The 14,800-nt window shown below is 64.6% G+C and carries 11 protein-coding genes and 1 pseudogene; 6 read left to right on the top strand and 6 right to left on the bottom strand.

Annotated features, from left to right (window positions below; genetic code table 11):
• Positions 1-99: 99 nt before the first annotated feature.
• From OKW44_RS25255 to purU, 3 genes are all read left to right on the top strand, one after another.
• The gene (locus OKW44_RS25255; RefSeq protein WP_018419362.1) at positions 100-714 is read left to right on the top strand and encodes a LysE family translocator; all 615 of its coding nucleotides are present in this window, start codon (positions 100-102) and stop codon (positions 712-714) included.
• A 73-nt stretch (positions 715-787) separates the two neighbouring features.
• Positions 788-1,696, top strand: coding sequence for an NUDIX hydrolase (locus tag OKW44_RS25250; protein ID WP_018419363.1), 909 nt, complete (start codon positions 788-790; stop codon positions 1,694-1,696).
• Between the two features lie 84 nt (positions 1,697-1,780).
• Positions 1,781-2,650, top strand: a complete 870-nt coding sequence (purU, locus tag OKW44_RS25245; RefSeq protein ID WP_018419364.1) for a formyltetrahydrofolate deformylase — start codon at positions 1,781-1,783, stop codon at positions 2,648-2,650.
• Positions 2,651-2,708: 58 nt separating this feature from the next.
• Here the strand turns inward: purU and OKW44_RS25240 are convergent, their stop codons facing one another.
• The 3 genes from OKW44_RS25240 to uvrA form a co-directional block, all read right to left on the bottom strand.
• Positions 2,709-3,935, bottom strand: coding sequence for a PepSY-associated TM helix domain-containing protein (locus OKW44_RS25240; RefSeq protein WP_018419365.1), 1,227 nt, complete (start codon positions 3,933-3,935; stop codon positions 2,709-2,711).
• A gap of 284 nt (positions 3,936-4,219) precedes the next feature.
• The gene (locus tag OKW44_RS25235) at positions 4,220-5,305 is read right to left on the bottom strand and encodes an AI-2E family transporter (protein WP_018419366.1); all 1,086 of its coding nucleotides are present in this window, start codon (positions 5,303-5,305) and stop codon (positions 4,220-4,222) included.
• Between the two features lie 34 nt (positions 5,306-5,339).
• Positions 5,340-8,213, bottom strand: a complete 2,874-nt coding sequence (gene uvrA, locus OKW44_RS25230) for an excinuclease ABC subunit UvrA (protein WP_018419367.1) — start codon at positions 8,211-8,213, stop codon at positions 5,340-5,342.
• A gap of 298 nt (positions 8,214-8,511) precedes the next feature.
• Between uvrA and OKW44_RS25225 the strand changes: the two genes are divergently transcribed.
• Both OKW44_RS25225 and OKW44_RS25220 read left to right on the top strand, forming a co-directional pair.
• On the top strand, positions 8,512-9,699 hold the full coding sequence (locus tag OKW44_RS25225) for an MFS transporter (protein WP_085952326.1): 1,188 nt from the start codon (positions 8,512-8,514) through the stop codon (positions 9,697-9,699).
• Positions 9,700-9,845: 146 nt separating this feature from the next.
• A complete protein-coding gene (locus tag OKW44_RS25220) occupies positions 9,846-10,379 on the top strand; it encodes a single-stranded DNA-binding protein (RefSeq protein WP_018419369.1) in 534 nt (177 codons plus the stop codon).
• Between the two features lie 152 nt (positions 10,380-10,531).
• Here OKW44_RS25220 and OKW44_RS25215 read toward each other — a convergent pair whose 3' ends face one another.
• Entirely contained in the window at positions 10,532-11,332 is an 801-nt protein-coding gene (locus OKW44_RS25215) for a bestrophin-like domain (protein ID WP_018419370.1), read from the bottom strand.
• 261 nt (positions 11,333-11,593) lie between these two features.
• Here OKW44_RS25215 and OKW44_RS25210 point away from each other — a divergent pair, with 261 nt between their 5' ends.
• Positions 11,594-13,240, top strand: coding sequence for a methyl-accepting chemotaxis protein (locus OKW44_RS25210; RefSeq protein WP_018419371.1), 1,647 nt, complete (start codon positions 11,594-11,596; stop codon positions 13,238-13,240).
• A gap of 45 nt (positions 13,241-13,285) precedes the next feature.
• Here OKW44_RS25210 and OKW44_RS25205 read toward each other — a convergent pair.
• A pseudogene (locus tag OKW44_RS25205) lies at positions 13,286-13,816 on the bottom strand (c-type cytochrome); the annotation flags it as partial.
• An 81-nt stretch (positions 13,817-13,897) separates the two neighbouring features.
• On the bottom strand, positions 13,898-14,785 hold the full coding sequence (locus OKW44_RS25200; RefSeq protein ID WP_018419373.1) for a LysR family transcriptional regulator: 888 nt from the start codon (positions 14,783-14,785) through the stop codon (positions 13,898-13,900).
• Positions 14,786-14,800: the final 15 nt, after the last annotated feature.

Genomic DNA, 14,800 nt, shown 5'->3' with positions numbered 1-14,800 from the left:
GAGCCGCACAAGCCCCGTTGGCCGAGCAAAGCCAACCGGGCTCAACGATATGGCTCACCCATCAGGGTTCACCAGTCGCCCAACCAGAAGGCCACCACGATGCCCAATTTCCTGCTGTTTCTTGCCACCTCGATCGCGATCACCGTGGCGCCCGGCCCGGACAATCTGCAGGTGCTCGCGCGCGGCATCTCGCAGGGCCGCGCGGCCGGCCTGGTCGCCGCGCTCGGCTTTGCCGCCGGCATCATGTTTCATACGACACTCGCGGCACTCGGCGTCGCCGCGCTGCTGCGCTCGTCGCCGCTCGCGTTCGAAGCGATCAAGCTTGCCGGCGCCGCGTATCTGGTGTGGATCGGCATCAAGGCGCTGCGCAGCCAGGGCCTCGCGACCGCGCACGAGCGTGCGCCGCAGCCGCTTTCGACGGTGTTTCGCCAGAGCGTGCTCGGCAATCTGATGAATCCGAAGGTCACGCTGTTCTTCGTCGTGTTTCTGCCGCAGTTCGTGCAGCCGGACGGCGCGCAGAGCGTCACCGTGCAGATGCTGGAGCTCGGCGCGCTGTTCATGCTGCAGACCGTCGTGGTGTTTTCGCTATTCGGCGTGTGCGCGGGGATCATCGGCGGCTGGCTCAGACGGCGGCCGCGCGTGGGCCTGTGGCTCGATCGCGTGGCCGGCGCGACGTTCATCGCGATCGGGATTCGCGTCGCCTTGCGCGACTGACACTCGTCATGCAATCCGCCCGCTCCTGCTTTGCCCCGGTTCGCCACGACGGCGGACAGTTTGGAGTTTTCCGATGACTTTGCCTTGCATCACCTCCGCGCGCCGCTTCGACGCGAACGCGCATCGGCCGTTTCTGATCGGCGCCGAACCGGTCGGGTGGATTCGCGAGCGCGACGTGCCGCTGCTCGCGCGCTGGCCCGACGTTTTCGAGATGGCGAACGACGGCGTGACGCTCTCCGCCACGTTCGATACCGTCGATCTGCGCAGCGCGGCGCTCGCTTCCGTGATCGGCGCGCTTGCCGCCGATGGTCGCATCCCCGGCTGGCGCAACGAGACGTACGCGATCCGCGATGCGTTCGACGCGCCGCCGCTCGCGTATATCGAGCGCGCGGCGTCGCGCTTTTTCGGCACGATGACCTACGCGGTGCATCTGAACGGCGTCGTAGAATATACGGATGGCGGGGCGTCCTTTGGCGGGGCGTCCTTTGGCGGAGCGCCCTTTGGCGGGGCGCCCCGTGGCGCGCCGCAATTGTGGATCGCGCGCCGCAGCGACACCAAGGCGACCGACCCCGGCATGCTCGACAACGTCGTCGCAGGCGGGATCGGCTGGGGTTTCGGCATCGCCGAGACGATCGTCAAGGAGTGCTGGGAAGAGGCGGGCATTCCGGCGGAGATCGCGGCGAGCGCGGTCGCGGGCCGCACCGCGCATGTATTGCAATCGCTGCCGGAAGGCACGCAGGCCGAGCAGATCTTCATCTACGACCTCGCGCTGCCCGCCGACTTCGCGCCGTGCAACCAGGACGGCGAAGTGGGCGAACACCGGCTCGCGCGCATCGACGAAGTCGCGCGCTGGATCGAGGAAGGCGCACTGACCGTCGATGCCAGCCTCGCGACGCTCGATTGCCTGCTGCGCCGCCGCTGGATCGACGAGGACGCGTGCGAGGGCATCGACGCGCTGTTCGCGCCGCCGGCGCTGGCCTAGCTCAGGCTCATCAGTCAAGCTCAACCCGTGCAGCCAGTACCCACTGAAACAAACCACGCATTGAAGAAGGGAGTCACCGAGGTCATGTCGACCGATCACAGCTTTATCCTCAAACTGTCGTGCGCCGACCGGCCCGGCATCGTTCACGCCGTGTCGGGCTTTCTGTTCGAGCGGGGCAGCAATATTCTCGACTCCGCACAGTTCGGCGACAGCCGCACCGGCGAGTTCTTCATGCGCGTGCATTTTCAGCAGGTGGGCGGCGATCCGGGGCTTGACGCGCTGCGCGCGTCGTTCGTGACACTCGCCGAGCAGTTCGGCATGAGCTGGGAATTGCACGACGCGAACGTGAAGCCGCGCGTCGTGATCATGGTGTCGAAGATCGGCCACTGCCTGAACGATCTGCTGTTCCGCTACCGCACCGGTCAGTTGAACATCGACATCCCGGCGATCATCTCGAACCACAAGGAGTTCTACCAGCTCGCCGCGAGCTACGACATCCCGTTCCATCATTTCCCGCTGCTCGGCGGCACGCCCGAAGCGAAAACGACGCAGGAAGCGCGCGTGCTCGAAGTGATCAACGAGCATCAGGCCGACCTCGTGGTGCTCGCGCGCTACATGCAGATTCTGTCGCCGAGTCTGTGCGAGGCGCTCGCCGGCCGCGCGATCAACATCCACCACTCGTTCCTGCCGAGCTTCAAGGGCGCGAAGCCTTACTACCAGGCGTTCGACCGCGGCGTGAAGCTGATCGGCGCAACCGCCCACTATGTGACGACCGATCTCGACGAAGGCCCGATCATCGAGCAGGAAGTCGAGCGCGTGGACCACAGCATGACGCCGGAACAACTGACGGCGATCGGCCGCGACGTCGAGTGTGTGACGCTCGCGCGCGCGGTGAAGTGGCACGTGGAGCATCGCGTCGTGCTGAACGGCAGCAAGACGGTGGTGTTCCGCTAGGAGCCGCGCCAGTAACACTGCGCCGGTCGAGGTCGGCGCGGCCCTTTACCTGCTCGTGTTACGAACGCGCTGCCGCGCCGCCCGTGCTTCTCGCGAGATTCGCGTTTTGCGCGGAACGACGCCGCGCGTTCAGCTTCTTCAGCCAGATCAGCAGGCCCGTGACGCTTAGCACGGCCACCGCCACCCCCACCGCGCTGATCAGAATCCGGCCCCCGAGACCGAGGATGCGCCCCGAGTGCAGCGGAAACTGCACCTGCAGGAAGATGTCGCCGGCCGTGCCTTGGCCGGGAATCCGCGCGGCGAGCCGCTTGCCGGTGGCGGCGTCCCAATACATCCACGGGTTGCCGAGGCCGGTGTCGCCGTGGTCGTTGCCGGACGTGTAGAAGCCGACGCCATACGCGTGCATGAATTCGGCGTAGTAGAGCCCGCCCGGCGGCGCGGCGACATGCATTTCCTTGCCGGCCTGCCCGGCGAGTTCGACGATGCGCTCGCGGCTCAGCACCTGATCGCCGGGTTGCGGCGCGCGCAGGATTTCGGGGTTGCTGAACGGATCGGGTGTCAGCGTCGACAGTCGTGACACGATCGGCCGCACCACCTGGGACGACAGATTCATCGAAATCGACGTCAGCGCGACGATCGCCAGCAGGCCCCAGATCCATACGCCGCCGGAGCGGTGCAGATCGAACGTCAACGCATAGCCGCCGCGTTTCAGGCGGAACGTGAACGACTTGCGCCAGGCCTTCAGGCTCGGAAACGACAGGCACAGCGCAATCACGCTGTCAAAGAGCCACACGATGCCGACGATCCCCATCAGCCAGGTGCCAAGGTCGACACCGCCGGTAAACGGCAGCTGCAGCGTGTAGTGCAGCTTGTAGATGAACGGAATCAGGTTGAGTCGCGCGACCGACACGGCGCCCCACTCGCGGCGTCCCTGGATCTCGCCGGTGACGGGATCGACGGCGATCTGATTGAAATCGAGCGGATAGGGCTGCTTCGTCGCCGGATCGGTGCGCGGCAGCACCATCATCTGCAGCGTGTGGCCCGGTTCGACCGCGAGCGGCAGATAGGTCACCCGAAGACGCGGATCGGCGGCTTCGACGCGATTCGCCAGTTCGAGGCCGGACAGCGTCGGCCCGGCCGTGCGAGCCTGGTAAAACGATGGGTTCAGCGCGGCATCGAGCTCGTGGTCCCACGCGATGATCGCGCCCGTAAGGCCCGCGACGAACAGAAACAGTGCGGTCGCGACGCCGAACCAGCGGTGCAGGCGGACAAGCTGGCGTCTCATGCGCGAGCCGGCAACGCGCAACAGGGACCTAGGCGGAGACGCGGTTGGGAGATCAGGCGAAACGTCACGATGCGGACTGGGTGTAAATAGGAATTGTTCGCATCTTAGGGGTTGGCGCGGTCGGCTGCAAGTTTTCTGTCAGCAAGAGGCGACGATGAAAGGTCGCGGGAAGCAAAAAAAAGCGGCACCGAAGTGCCGCTTGCGCATTCGTCGCCTGCGTGGACTGCCGCGTGTGCTGCAGAGCGCTAGTGAGTGCTGACTTTTGGTACTCGATTCGGCCCAACTCACACCAACCGCAAATAAATCAGCTCCCGCTTGATGTACGCATAAAAAATCGGCGCCGCGATGACCCCGGCGAGACCGAACGCCGCTTCCATCAGCAGCATCGCGATCAGCAGCTCCCACGCGCGCGCCTCGATCTGCCCGCCGACGATCCGCGCGTTCAGGAAGTACTCGAGCTTGTGAATCAGGATCAGGAACACAAGTGACATGATCGCCGCCGGAAAACTCACCGACAACGCGACCGCGACGATGATCGTGTTCGAGATCAGATTGCCGATCACCGGCAGCAGACCCACGATGAACGTGACGAGCACCAGCGTCTTCGACAGCGGCAGCCGGTCATGGAAAACCGGCAGGATCACGAGCAGGAAGATCGCGGTGAACACCGTGTTAAGCGCGGAGATCTTCACCTGCGCGAACACGATGCGGCGAAACGCGTCGGCAAAACGCGTGACGCGCGTGACGAACGCGGTGGACAGCGGCAGCCGCTGGATATGCTTCTGCGCGCCGACCGCGATGATCGCGCCGATGATCATGCCGAGCAGCACGTGCGTGAACGCGCGCGCCACGGTCGTGCCGCTTTGCTGCAGCATGTTCGCGTGCGTGTGCATCAGTTCCGCGGCCTTCGTCTTCATCTGCTCGGTGTCGACCGGCAGATAGTTCGCGACGAATTGGGGAATCCTGCCGCGCGCCTGGTCGACCAGTTGCATGGCCTGATCGAGCAGCGCCTGCACGCTCGGCACGTCGTTCTCGAAATGCGAGATGATGCCGAGCGTGAGTCCCGTCAGCGCGCCGACGATCACCGTCGACAGAATCACCACCGCGAGCCAGCGCGCCCGCTTGCTCGACATGTGACGCTCGATGCGCGGCGCGATCGTATGCACGAGCTGAAACACCAGCAGCCCGGCGAGCAGCGCGCCGAGCAACTTCAGTTCGATCACCGCCCACATGCCGAACAGCATCACCACGTAGCTGCCGATCTCGACCGCCGACAGCTTCGGCAGACTCATGTCGCTGGTCAGCCTGACCGGGCGCGGGCGCAGGTCCTGCACCCGATCTTCTTCGCGCGCCTGATTACGCTTGGTCATGGCTTATCCCGTCTCCAACCTCGGTAGTGCAGCGTTACTTTGTGGTGGCGGCGCGCTTGAGCAGCGGCGCCAGATATTTGCCGGTAAAACTGGCCTTCGACTTCGCGACCTGCTCGGGCGTGCCCTGGGCGACGATTTGCCCGCCGCCGGCGCCGCCTTCGGGGCCGAGATCGATGACCCAGTCCGCAGTTTTGATTACATCGAGATTATGTTCGATGATCACGACGGTATTACCCTGGTCACGTAACCGGTGTATGACTTCCAGCAACAGCGCGATATCGTGAAAGTGCAGGCCGGTAGTCGGTTCGTCAAGGATGTATAGCGTGCGACCGGTATCACGCTTGCTCAGTTCCAGCGACAGTTTCACACGCTGCGCCTCGCCGCCCGACAGCGTGGTGGCCGACTGACCTAGGCGAATATAGCCGAGGCCCACGTCCAGCAGGGTTTTCAGCTTGCGCGCGACGACCGGCACGGCCTTGAAGAACTCGTATGCGTGCTCGACCGTCATGTCGAGCACTTCGCTTATGTTGCTGCCTTTGTACTGGATATCGAGCGTTTCGCGGTTGTAGCGCTTGCCGTGGCACACGTCGCATGGCACGTACACGTCGGGCAGGAAGTGCATTTCGACCTTCAGCACGCCGTCGCCCTGGCACGATTCGCAGCGCCCACCCTTCACGTTGAACGAGAAGCGGCCCGGATCGTAGCCGCGCTCCTTGGCGGCCGGCACGCCCGCGAACAGCTCGCGGATCGGCGTGAAAAGGCCCGTGTAGGTGGCCGGATTCGAGCGCGGCGTGCGGCCGATCGGCGACTGGTCGACGTTGATCACCTTGTCGAAGTGCTCGAGGCCCTCGATCGACTCGTACGGCGCCGGCTCTGTGGCCGAGCCGTACAGATGATGCGCGACCGCGTGATACAGCGTGTCGTTGATCAGCGTCGATTTGCCCGAGCCGGACACGCCGGTCACGCAGGTCAGCAGACCCACCGGCAGATCGAGCGTGACGTTGTGCAGATTGTTGCCGTACGCCTCAACGATGCGCAGGCGCCGCTCGTCGGGATCTTTGCGCTCGTCGGGGTATTCGATCGTGCGCGCGCCGGACATGTATTGGCCCGTCAGCGACGCCGCGTTCTTCTGCACCTCTTTCGGCGTGCCCTCGGCGATCACCATGCCGCCGTGCTCGCCCGCGCCCGGGCCCATGTCGACCACGTAGTCGGCCATGCGGATCATGTCCTCGTCGTGCTCGACGACGATCACCGAGTTGCCGAGGTCGCGCAGATGCTTGAGCGTCGAGATCAGGCGGTCGTTGTCGCGCTGATGCAGGCCGATCGACGGTTCGTCGAGCACGTACATCACGCCGGTCAGCCCCGAGCCGATCTGGGAAGCGAGGCGAATGCGTTGCGCTTCGCCGCCTGACAGCGTTTCCGCGCTGCGTTCGAGCGACAGGTAATCGAGCCCGACGTTGTTCAGGAACATCAGACGCGCGACGATCTCCTTGACGACCTTGTCGGCGATCTCGCGCTTCGAGCCTTCGAGGCGCAGGGTCTGGAAGTAGCCGAGCGCGTCGCGCAACGGCCAGCCGCTGATTTCGAAGATGCCGCGCGCGTCGCCGTCCGCGCCAATGCGCACGAAGCGCGCCTCGCGACGCAGCCGCGTGCCCGCGCACGCCGGGCATGGCTGGTTATTCTGGTATTTGGCGAGCTCTTCGCGCACCGCGGACGAATCGGTTTCGCGGTAGCGCCGCTCCAGATTCGGGATGATCCCTTCGAACACGTGCTCGCGCACCGACGTGCGGCCGCGCTCGTTGATGTACGAGAACGGAATTTCCTGCTTGCCGGAACCGTACAGAAGGATTTTGCGGACTTTCTCCGGCAGATCCTCGAACGCGGTGTCGATGTCGAAGTCGTAGAACGCCGCGAGGCTCTGCAGCATCTGGAAGTAGAACTGGTTGCGCCGGTCCCATCCCTTCACCGCGCCCGCTGCGAGCGATAGAGACGGATGCGCGACCACCCGCTTCGGATCGAAGAACGTGATCTGGCCGAGGCCGTCGCATTCGGGGCACGCGCCCATCGGGTTGTTGAACGAGAACAGGCGCGGCTCGAGTTCCTGCAGCGAATACGAGCAGATCGGACAGGCGAACTTCGAGCTGAACAGGTGCTCCTTGTCCGTATCCATTTCGAGCGCGATCGCGCGGCCGTCGGCGAGACGCAGCGCCGTTTCGAACGATTCGGCGAGGCGCTGCTTCACGTCGGGGCGCACGCGCAGACGATCGATCACGACGTCGATCGTGTGCTTGTCGTTTTTCTTCAGCTTCGGCAGAGAGTCGACTTCGTAGATTTTCGCGGTGCCTTCGTTGGCGGTGCCGCCGCCCGAGCGCACGCGAAAGCGCACGAAGCCTTGCGCCTGCATGTCCTCGAACAGATCCGTGTGCTCGCCCTTGCGATCGCTGACGACGGGCGCGAGGATCATCACGCGCGTTTCTTCAGGCAGCGCGAGCGCCGCGTCGACCATCTGCGACACGCTTTGCGCTTCGAGCGGAATCTCGTGATCGGGGCAGTAGGGCGTGCCGACGCGCGCGAACAGCAGGCGCAGATAATCGTGGATTTCGGTGACGGTGCCGACCGTCGAGCGCGGATTGTGCGAGGTCGCCTTCTGCTCGATCGAGATAGCCGGCGACAAGCCTTCGATCAGGTCGACGTCCGGTTTTTCCATCAGCTGCAGGAACTGCCGCGCATAGGCGGACAGACTTTCGACGTAGCGCCGCTGGCCTTCCGCATACAGCGTATCGAACGCCAGCGACGATTTGCCGGAGCCCGAAAGCCCCGTGATAACGACGAGCTTGTGACGCGGTAGGTCGAGATTGACGTTCTTCAGGTTGTGGGTGCGAGCCCCACGAATACGGATTTGTTCCACGGATTTATTCCATGAACTGCGGAAAGGGAAAGAGGCCAAACCTGCTACTATAACGACTTTTCCAGACCGCCGTTACGGCGTGCTGACAGCGGGAAAAAGGCGTAACTGGGGCCGTTTTCCGTGAGTACAAGATGCCGCGAGGGGCGGGGTCGGTGGGGCACGGGCTTTGCGCGTCTCGTCGGCGCGGACCCGCCGATATGCCGGGGCTGGCCGCCCGCCTGTTCGTTCCGCTCCATTGTGCGGGCGGCCAAGGCTGTCCCCACGGGCTCGCCGCCCGGTTCATTCAAACAACGCTTCGATGTCCAATCCGTCCGCCATCTCCACACGCATGAGCGCGCCCGAATTGCGCGCGACCGTGTCGCTTGCCGCCATCTTCGCGCTGCGCATGCTGGGTCTCTTCATGATCATGCCGGTGTTCTCGATCTACGCGAAGACCATTCCCGGCGGCGAAAACGTGCTGCTCGTCGGCATCGCGCTCGGCGCGTATGGCGTCACGCAGTCGATGCTCTACATCTTCTATGGCTGGATCTCCGACAAGGTCGGCCGCAAGCCGGTGATCGCGACGGGCCTGCTGATCTTCGCGATCGGCAGCTTCGTCGCGGCGGCCGCGCACGACATGACGTGGATCATCGTCGGCCGGGTGATTCAGGGGATGGGTGCGGTGTCGTCGGCGGTGATCGCGTTCATCGCCGATCTGACCTCGGAGGAACATCGCACGAAGGCGATGGCGATGGTCGGCGGCAGCATCGGCGTGTCGTTCGCGGTCGCGATCGTCGGCGCGCCGATCGTGTTCCACTGGCTCGGCATGAGCGGGCTCTTCACGCTGGTCGGCGTGTTCTCGATTCTCGCGATCGGCGTCGTGATATGGGTCGTGCCCAATGCGCCGAAGCCGGTGCATGTGCGCGCGCCGTTCGCCGAAGTGCTGCACAACGTCGAGTTGCTGCGTTTGAATTTCGGCGTGCTCGTGCTGCATGCCACGCAAACCGCGCTGTTCCTCGTCGTGCCGCGCATTCTCGAAGCGGGCGGGCTGCCGGTCGCTTCACACTGGAAGGTGTATCTGCCGGTGATGGGGCTGTCGTTCGTGATGATGGTGCCGGCGATCATCGCCGCCGAGAAGCGCGGCAAGATGAAGATCGTGCTGCTGTCGGCGATCGCTCTTATCCTGATCGGCCAGTTGTTATTGGGCGTTGCTCCGCATACGATTCTGAGTGTGGCGGCGATCCTGTTCGTGTACTTTCTCGGCTTCAATATTCTCGAGGCCTCGCAGCCTTCGCTGGTGTCGAAGCTCGCGCCCGGTACCCGCAAGGGAGCCGCGGCTGGCGTGTACAACACCACGCAGTCGATCGGTCTTGCGCTGGGCGGAATGGTCGGCGGCTGGCTGCTGAAGGTGAACGGCCAGAGCGCGGTTTTCTTCGCCTGCTCCGGGCTGGTATTTTGCTGGCTTATAATCGCCGCAAAGATGAAACAGCCGCCGCGCAAGGCATAACACAGCGTACTCGGGGCACCTCCCGAATCATCCAGAACTCACCCGGCGGCGGGCAGAGGCGCTCTTCTGGTCTCGGGCCTGCCGGCCGTGAGACGCGAACTGAGTAGTGCCGCGCCGCCTGCAACAGGAATCAACAGGAGAAATTCATGGCATCCGTGAACAAGGTCATTCTGGTCGGCAACCTCGGCGCCGATCCGGAAGTCCGCTATCTTCCGAGCGGCGACGCAGTGGCGAACATCCGCCTTGCGACGACGGACCGCTACAAGGACAAGGCGTCGGGCGAGATGAAGGAAGCCACCGAGTGGCACCGCGTCGCGTTCTTCGGCCGCCTCGCGGAAATCGTGGCGGAATATCTGAAGAAGGGCTCGTCCGTGTACCTCGAAGGGCGCATCCGCACGCGCAAGTGGCAGGCGCAGGACGGCACCGATCGTTACTCGACCGAGATCGTCGCGGAGCAGATGCAGATGCTCGGCGGCCGCGGCGGCGCGTCGATGGGTGGCGGCGATGAAGGCGGTTATAGCCGTGGCGAGCCGTCGGAGCGTAGCGGCGGCGGTGGTGGTGGTCGCGCGATGTCGTCGGGCGGCGGTTCGCGTGGCGGTAGCGGCGGTGGCGGTGCGAGCCGTCCGAGCGCGCCGGCTGGCGGCGGCTTCGACGAGATGGACGACGATATTCCGTTCTGATCGTTCCGGCTCGATGCCGAGCCGGCCACCATCCCGCTGATCGAAACAAAAACACAGGCCCGCTTTCCGCCAGGAAAGCGGGCCTTTCTGCCTTCTGTTTGCCGGCTTTTTTTTTTACGTCACACGCGCGGATGGAGCATTCCGTCAGAAACTCACCGCCTCAAATGCTCCAACGTATCCCGCAACGGCAGGCTCGAAATCACGATCGGCCCGGTGAACGGCGTGTCGAGATCGACGATCACATAAACCGCCGAAGCAATCGACACCGCTCCCAGCGATATCGTCACCAGCGCCAGCGCATTGCGCGGCGCGATCAACCCGAAGCTCAGAAAGATCACGCTTAGCCAGAACGTCAACGTCTTGAAGAACGGCCGCGAAATCGAGCTGTGCGCTTCCTCGATGATTTTCCAGCGCGCGTCGATGACGCGCCGGTACTGCGTCAACGCGTCATCGAGCGCACGTTGCTGCAACGCATCCTGCGTGCGCAGTTGTCGCAATTGCCGCCCCACCGTGGTCAGCATGTCGCCCAAACGCACGTTTTCGAGTTGCTGCGGATTGTCCGGCGGACCAAGATCGTGCGGATAGTCGCCGCTCGGCGCGGGCTCGTGCGGCCACGTCGAAGCGATCGCCGCCGCCGTGTACTGGCGCAACAGGCGCCGCGATTCGTCGGCCGCGCTGCCGAGCTCGCGCAATGTGGCGTCGAATTCGATCAGCTCTGCCGCATAGCTGCGCATATCGTTCGACGCGGTATCGAAGCTCGCTTTCGCCGATGCCGTCATCAAACCCAGCACCAGCGCGGCGAACGTCACCAGCATGCCGATCACGAGCTGCACGAGCTGTACGGTCTCGTGTGCCTTGTGCTCTTCCGGCAGCAGCGGCCGCACCCCGACGCCGAGGCCGGTGGCGATCAGTAGCAGCGCGAACACGAGTACGGCCGAACCGATTTCCGACATGGGCGCGCTCCGGGCAGGAAGGGGCTTCGACAGAAGAGCTTCAGCAAACGGGCTTCGAGACTTTATTGATGTAACGCAAGCCGGGCGAGCGATCAACCATAAAGTTTTCGGCCGATACGCCGTTGTCCCGAATGTGCTGTTTGCTTAATTTTCAGATAAGTTGCGGACCGGGCCGAACGGCGTGGGCGCAGCCTGCGTGGCCGTGCAGCTATCGTCAACGATACTGAACGAACGGCCGGGCAGCCCAAGGAGACCAGTCCGATGTTGAAAAAGCTGTCGATTCGCACCAGCCTCACCCTGATGATCGTGTTCTTCGGCATCGTGCTGCTGCTCGGCGCGGCCGCGGGATTGTTGTCGCTGCGCTCGTCGAACGCGTCGCTGCAACAGATGTACACGGTCGACACGCCCGCCGTCGCCGACCTCGAAGGCAGCGCCGGCCAACTGCTGCGCCTGCGGCTCGCGCTCGCCACGTACGCGTCGCTCGTCGCGCTGAACGATCAGGACGGCGCAAGCGCCGTGCTCAAGCGCTTCGATCAGTACCGCAAAGCCTCTGACGAGCGGCTTGCCCACTATTTGAGCCATGCGGGCACGGATGCCGATGAGCAGCGTCTGATCGCCGACATGCAGCAGAAGCGCGACGCGTTCCTGCACGACGGCGTCGACCCGACGCTCGCCGCGCTGAAGTCGGGCGATACCAACGCCTTCCAGCTATTGCAGGCGCATAAATTGCCGTCGCTGTACAGCGCGTACGAGAAGGCCATGCTCGCGCTCGAGCAGTTGCAGCTCGATCACGGCGCACAGCGCTACAAGGATGCGCAGGACCTGTTCTATGCGATCAGCACGGCGGTGGCGATCGGCATTGCGCTGTCGCTGGTCGGCAGCTTGCTCGCCCGCTTCGTGCTCGTGCGTGCAATCGTCGCGCCGGTCGATGCGACGATCGCGCAGTTCCAGCGCATCGCCAACGGCGACCTGAGCGGCCGCATCGAGGTGCTCAGCGACAACGAAATGGGCCGTCTCGCGGCCGCGCTGCGCAAGATGCAGGAGTCGCTGATCGCGACCGTCAACGCGGTTCGTCAAGGTACCGAATCGATCGATACCGGCGTCAGCGAGATCGCGGCCGGCAACGCCGATCTGTCGCAACGCACCGAGGAGCAGGCGGCGGCGCTCGAGGAAACGGCCGCGAGCATCGAAGAGCTGACCACGACGGTCAAGCAGACGGCCGACAACGCGAAAGAGGCGAGCTCGCTCGCGCAGGGCGCCTCGACGCTGGCCGCGCAGGGCGGCGAGCTGACCGAGCAGGTGGTCGGCACGATGCACGGCATCGTCGACGATTCGCGGCGGATTGCCGATATCGTTGGCGTAATCGAGGGGATCGCATTCCAGACCAACATCCTCGCGCTGAACGCCGCTGTCGAGGCGGCGCGAGCAGGCGAGCAGGGACGCGGCTTCGCGGTTGTCGCGAGCGAAGTGCGCTCGCTCGCGCAACGCAGCGCGGCGGCGGCCAAGGAGATCAAGGGCTTGATCGACGCGTCGACCACCCGCGTGGAGCAGGGCTCGCAGCTCGTCGAGCGCTCGGGCACGACGATGAACGACATCGTCGGCGCGATCGCGCGCGTCAGTTCCATCATGAACGAGATCGCGGCGGCGGCGCTCGAACAGAGCACCGGCATTGATCAGGTCAATCGCGCGGTCGGTCAGATGGACGAGGTCACGCAGCAGAACGCGGCGCTCGTCGAGCAGGCGGCCGCGGCGGCGAGTTCGCTGGAAGATCAGGCGCGGCGCCTGTCGACGGCGGTGGCGGTGTTCCGGACCGGCAGCGAATCGCGCAGCCGTGCTCCAGCGCCCGGCGCGAAGCTGGCCGGTGTTGCCGACGAGCGGAGACTGGACAGCGAGTTTGTCGCGGCGTGACGCGAGCCGTTGCGCCGCGTCAACCCGCGACCTCTCGCCGTCCCACTACTGCATGGCCGCGTAATACCTCGCCACGGCATTGATTTCCTCGGGCGTCATTTGCCGCGCGACATTGCGCATCTGCTCGTTGATGTCATTGCGCCGCGCGCCTGACGCGAACGCCTGCAACTGCGCGGCCAGATAGGCCGCCGACTGTCCGCCGAGCCACGGCGCCGAGCCCTTGCGATCGAGTTGGCCATGACATGCGGCGCACGGTGCGATATTGCGTCGCGGGTCGCCCTGCATCACAAGCCTGGTTGCGGTCGCATCGGGTCCTTCGCCGGCTCGGGTCTTCTCGGCCGCCGCGGGGAGCGGGAGCGACGCGTAGTACGCCGCCAGATCGTGCAGATCCTGATCGCTGCGTCCCGCGATGATTGCCTGCATGACCGCGCTTTGCCGCTGGCCGCTCTGGAAGTCGCGCAATTCCTTGTAGGTCACGTCGGCGTACTGCCCGGCGAGCGCCGGCGCGGTGACCTGCACGGTGCCGAGTACGCCGTCGCACATCGAGCAGTGCTGCGTCGCGATCGTCGCGCCGCGGCTTTATCGATCGCAATGCATCATGTAAATGTGATTAGCTGATGTCGATCGATAAATTTTGCTGTGAATTTCATTTGTGCGTCATGCGAACAGCCGCACGAGCGCATCACGTGCATTGCTGACCAACTCGCTTTCGCCCGGACGCCGCGGCAGCAGATGAAACTCGATGGCGGGCAGCGGTGGCAAGCCGAAGTTCGCGGCACACGCCACCACGCCGCCGCCGAGCGACGACTCGTTCAGACAGGAAATCCCGAGCCCCGCCTTCAATGCGAGTTGCAGGCCCGCGACGCCCGACGCCGAATGCGACACCACGTACGGTACCTTGTGTTCGTCGAGCAGCTTGACGACGAAGCGCTGCAACTGACACGTCGACGGCAGCAGCACCAGTTGATACGGCGCGGTGGGGCGGGTGGCGGCATCGGCGCAACTGGCCCATAGCAGCCTTTCGCGCCGCACGACGATGCTCGCGGCACCGGCACCCGCGCCGCGTGCACGCAGCTGGCCTGTGACGAGCCGCGCCGACAAACCGATGTCGAACGACGCGTAATCGTCCGCGCCGCTGTCGATCACCGCGCTCGGCAGCACCGTCACGTGCAGCTTCAGCCGCGGATGCTGTTCCGAAAACGTCTTGAGGATGCGCGCGATATCGTGCGGCCGGTAGTAATCGGTGATCGCGATGCGCAGCTCGCCGTCGAGCGAGCGGCCTTGCAGGTCGTCGAAGGCCGCTTCGCTCATCGCGATGATGCGGCGCGCATGCTCGAGCAGGCGCTCGCCCGCGGACGTCGGACTCACACCCTGCCGGCCGCGCACGAGGAGCGGCTGGCCGGCGCGCTCCTCGAGCTTCTTCAGCTGCTCGCTTACCGACGACTGCGACAGGAACACGCGCTCCGCGCCTGCCGACACCCCGCCCGATTCGGCGACGGCGACGAAGGTCCGCAACTGCGCAAGGTCGAAACCACGCTGGCTCATGATTCGGTTTATCCG

Source organism: Paraburkholderia lebeckiae (genome assembly GCF_050436325.1).
Classification (GTDB): Bacteria; Pseudomonadota; Gammaproteobacteria; order Burkholderiales; family Burkholderiaceae; genus Paraburkholderia; species Paraburkholderia tuberum.
This window is presented reverse-complemented; position numbering and strand designations above follow the sequence as displayed.

What these genes read in the sequence shown, in the direction of transcription:
- OKW44_RS25255 (WP_018419362.1), top strand. Translation starts at nt 100, where the DNA reads ATGCCCAATTTCCTGCTGTTTCTTGCCACCTCGATCGCGATCACCGTG.
- OKW44_RS25250 (WP_018419363.1), top strand. Translation starts at nt 788, where the DNA reads ATGACTTTGCCTTGCATCACCTCCGCGCGCCGCTTCGACGCGAACGCG.
- purU (WP_018419364.1), top strand. Translation starts at nt 1,781, where the DNA reads ATGTCGACCGATCACAGCTTTATCCTCAAACTGTCGTGCGCCGACCGG.
- OKW44_RS25240 (WP_018419365.1), bottom strand. Translation starts at nt 3,935, where the DNA reads ATGAGACGCCAGCTTGTCCGCCTGCACCGCTGGTTCGGCGTCGCGACC.
- OKW44_RS25235 (WP_018419366.1), bottom strand. Translation starts at nt 5,305, where the DNA reads ATGACCAAGCGTAATCAGGCGCGCGAAGAAGATCGGGTGCAGGACCTG.
- OKW44_RS25225 (WP_085952326.1), top strand. Translation starts at nt 8,512, where the DNA reads ATGTCCAATCCGTCCGCCATCTCCACACGCATGAGCGCGCCCGAATTG.
- OKW44_RS25220 (WP_018419369.1), top strand. Translation starts at nt 9,846, where the DNA reads ATGGCATCCGTGAACAAGGTCATTCTGGTCGGCAACCTCGGCGCCGAT.
- OKW44_RS25215 (WP_018419370.1), bottom strand. Translation starts at nt 11,332, where the DNA reads ATGTCGGAAATCGGTTCGGCCGTACTCGTGTTCGCGCTGCTACTGATC.
- OKW44_RS25210 (WP_018419371.1), top strand. Translation starts at nt 11,594, where the DNA reads ATGTTGAAAAAGCTGTCGATTCGCACCAGCCTCACCCTGATGATCGTG.
- OKW44_RS25200 (WP_018419373.1), bottom strand. Translation starts at nt 14,785, where the DNA reads ATGAGCCAGCGTGGTTTCGACCTTGCGCAGTTGCGGACCTTCGTCGCC.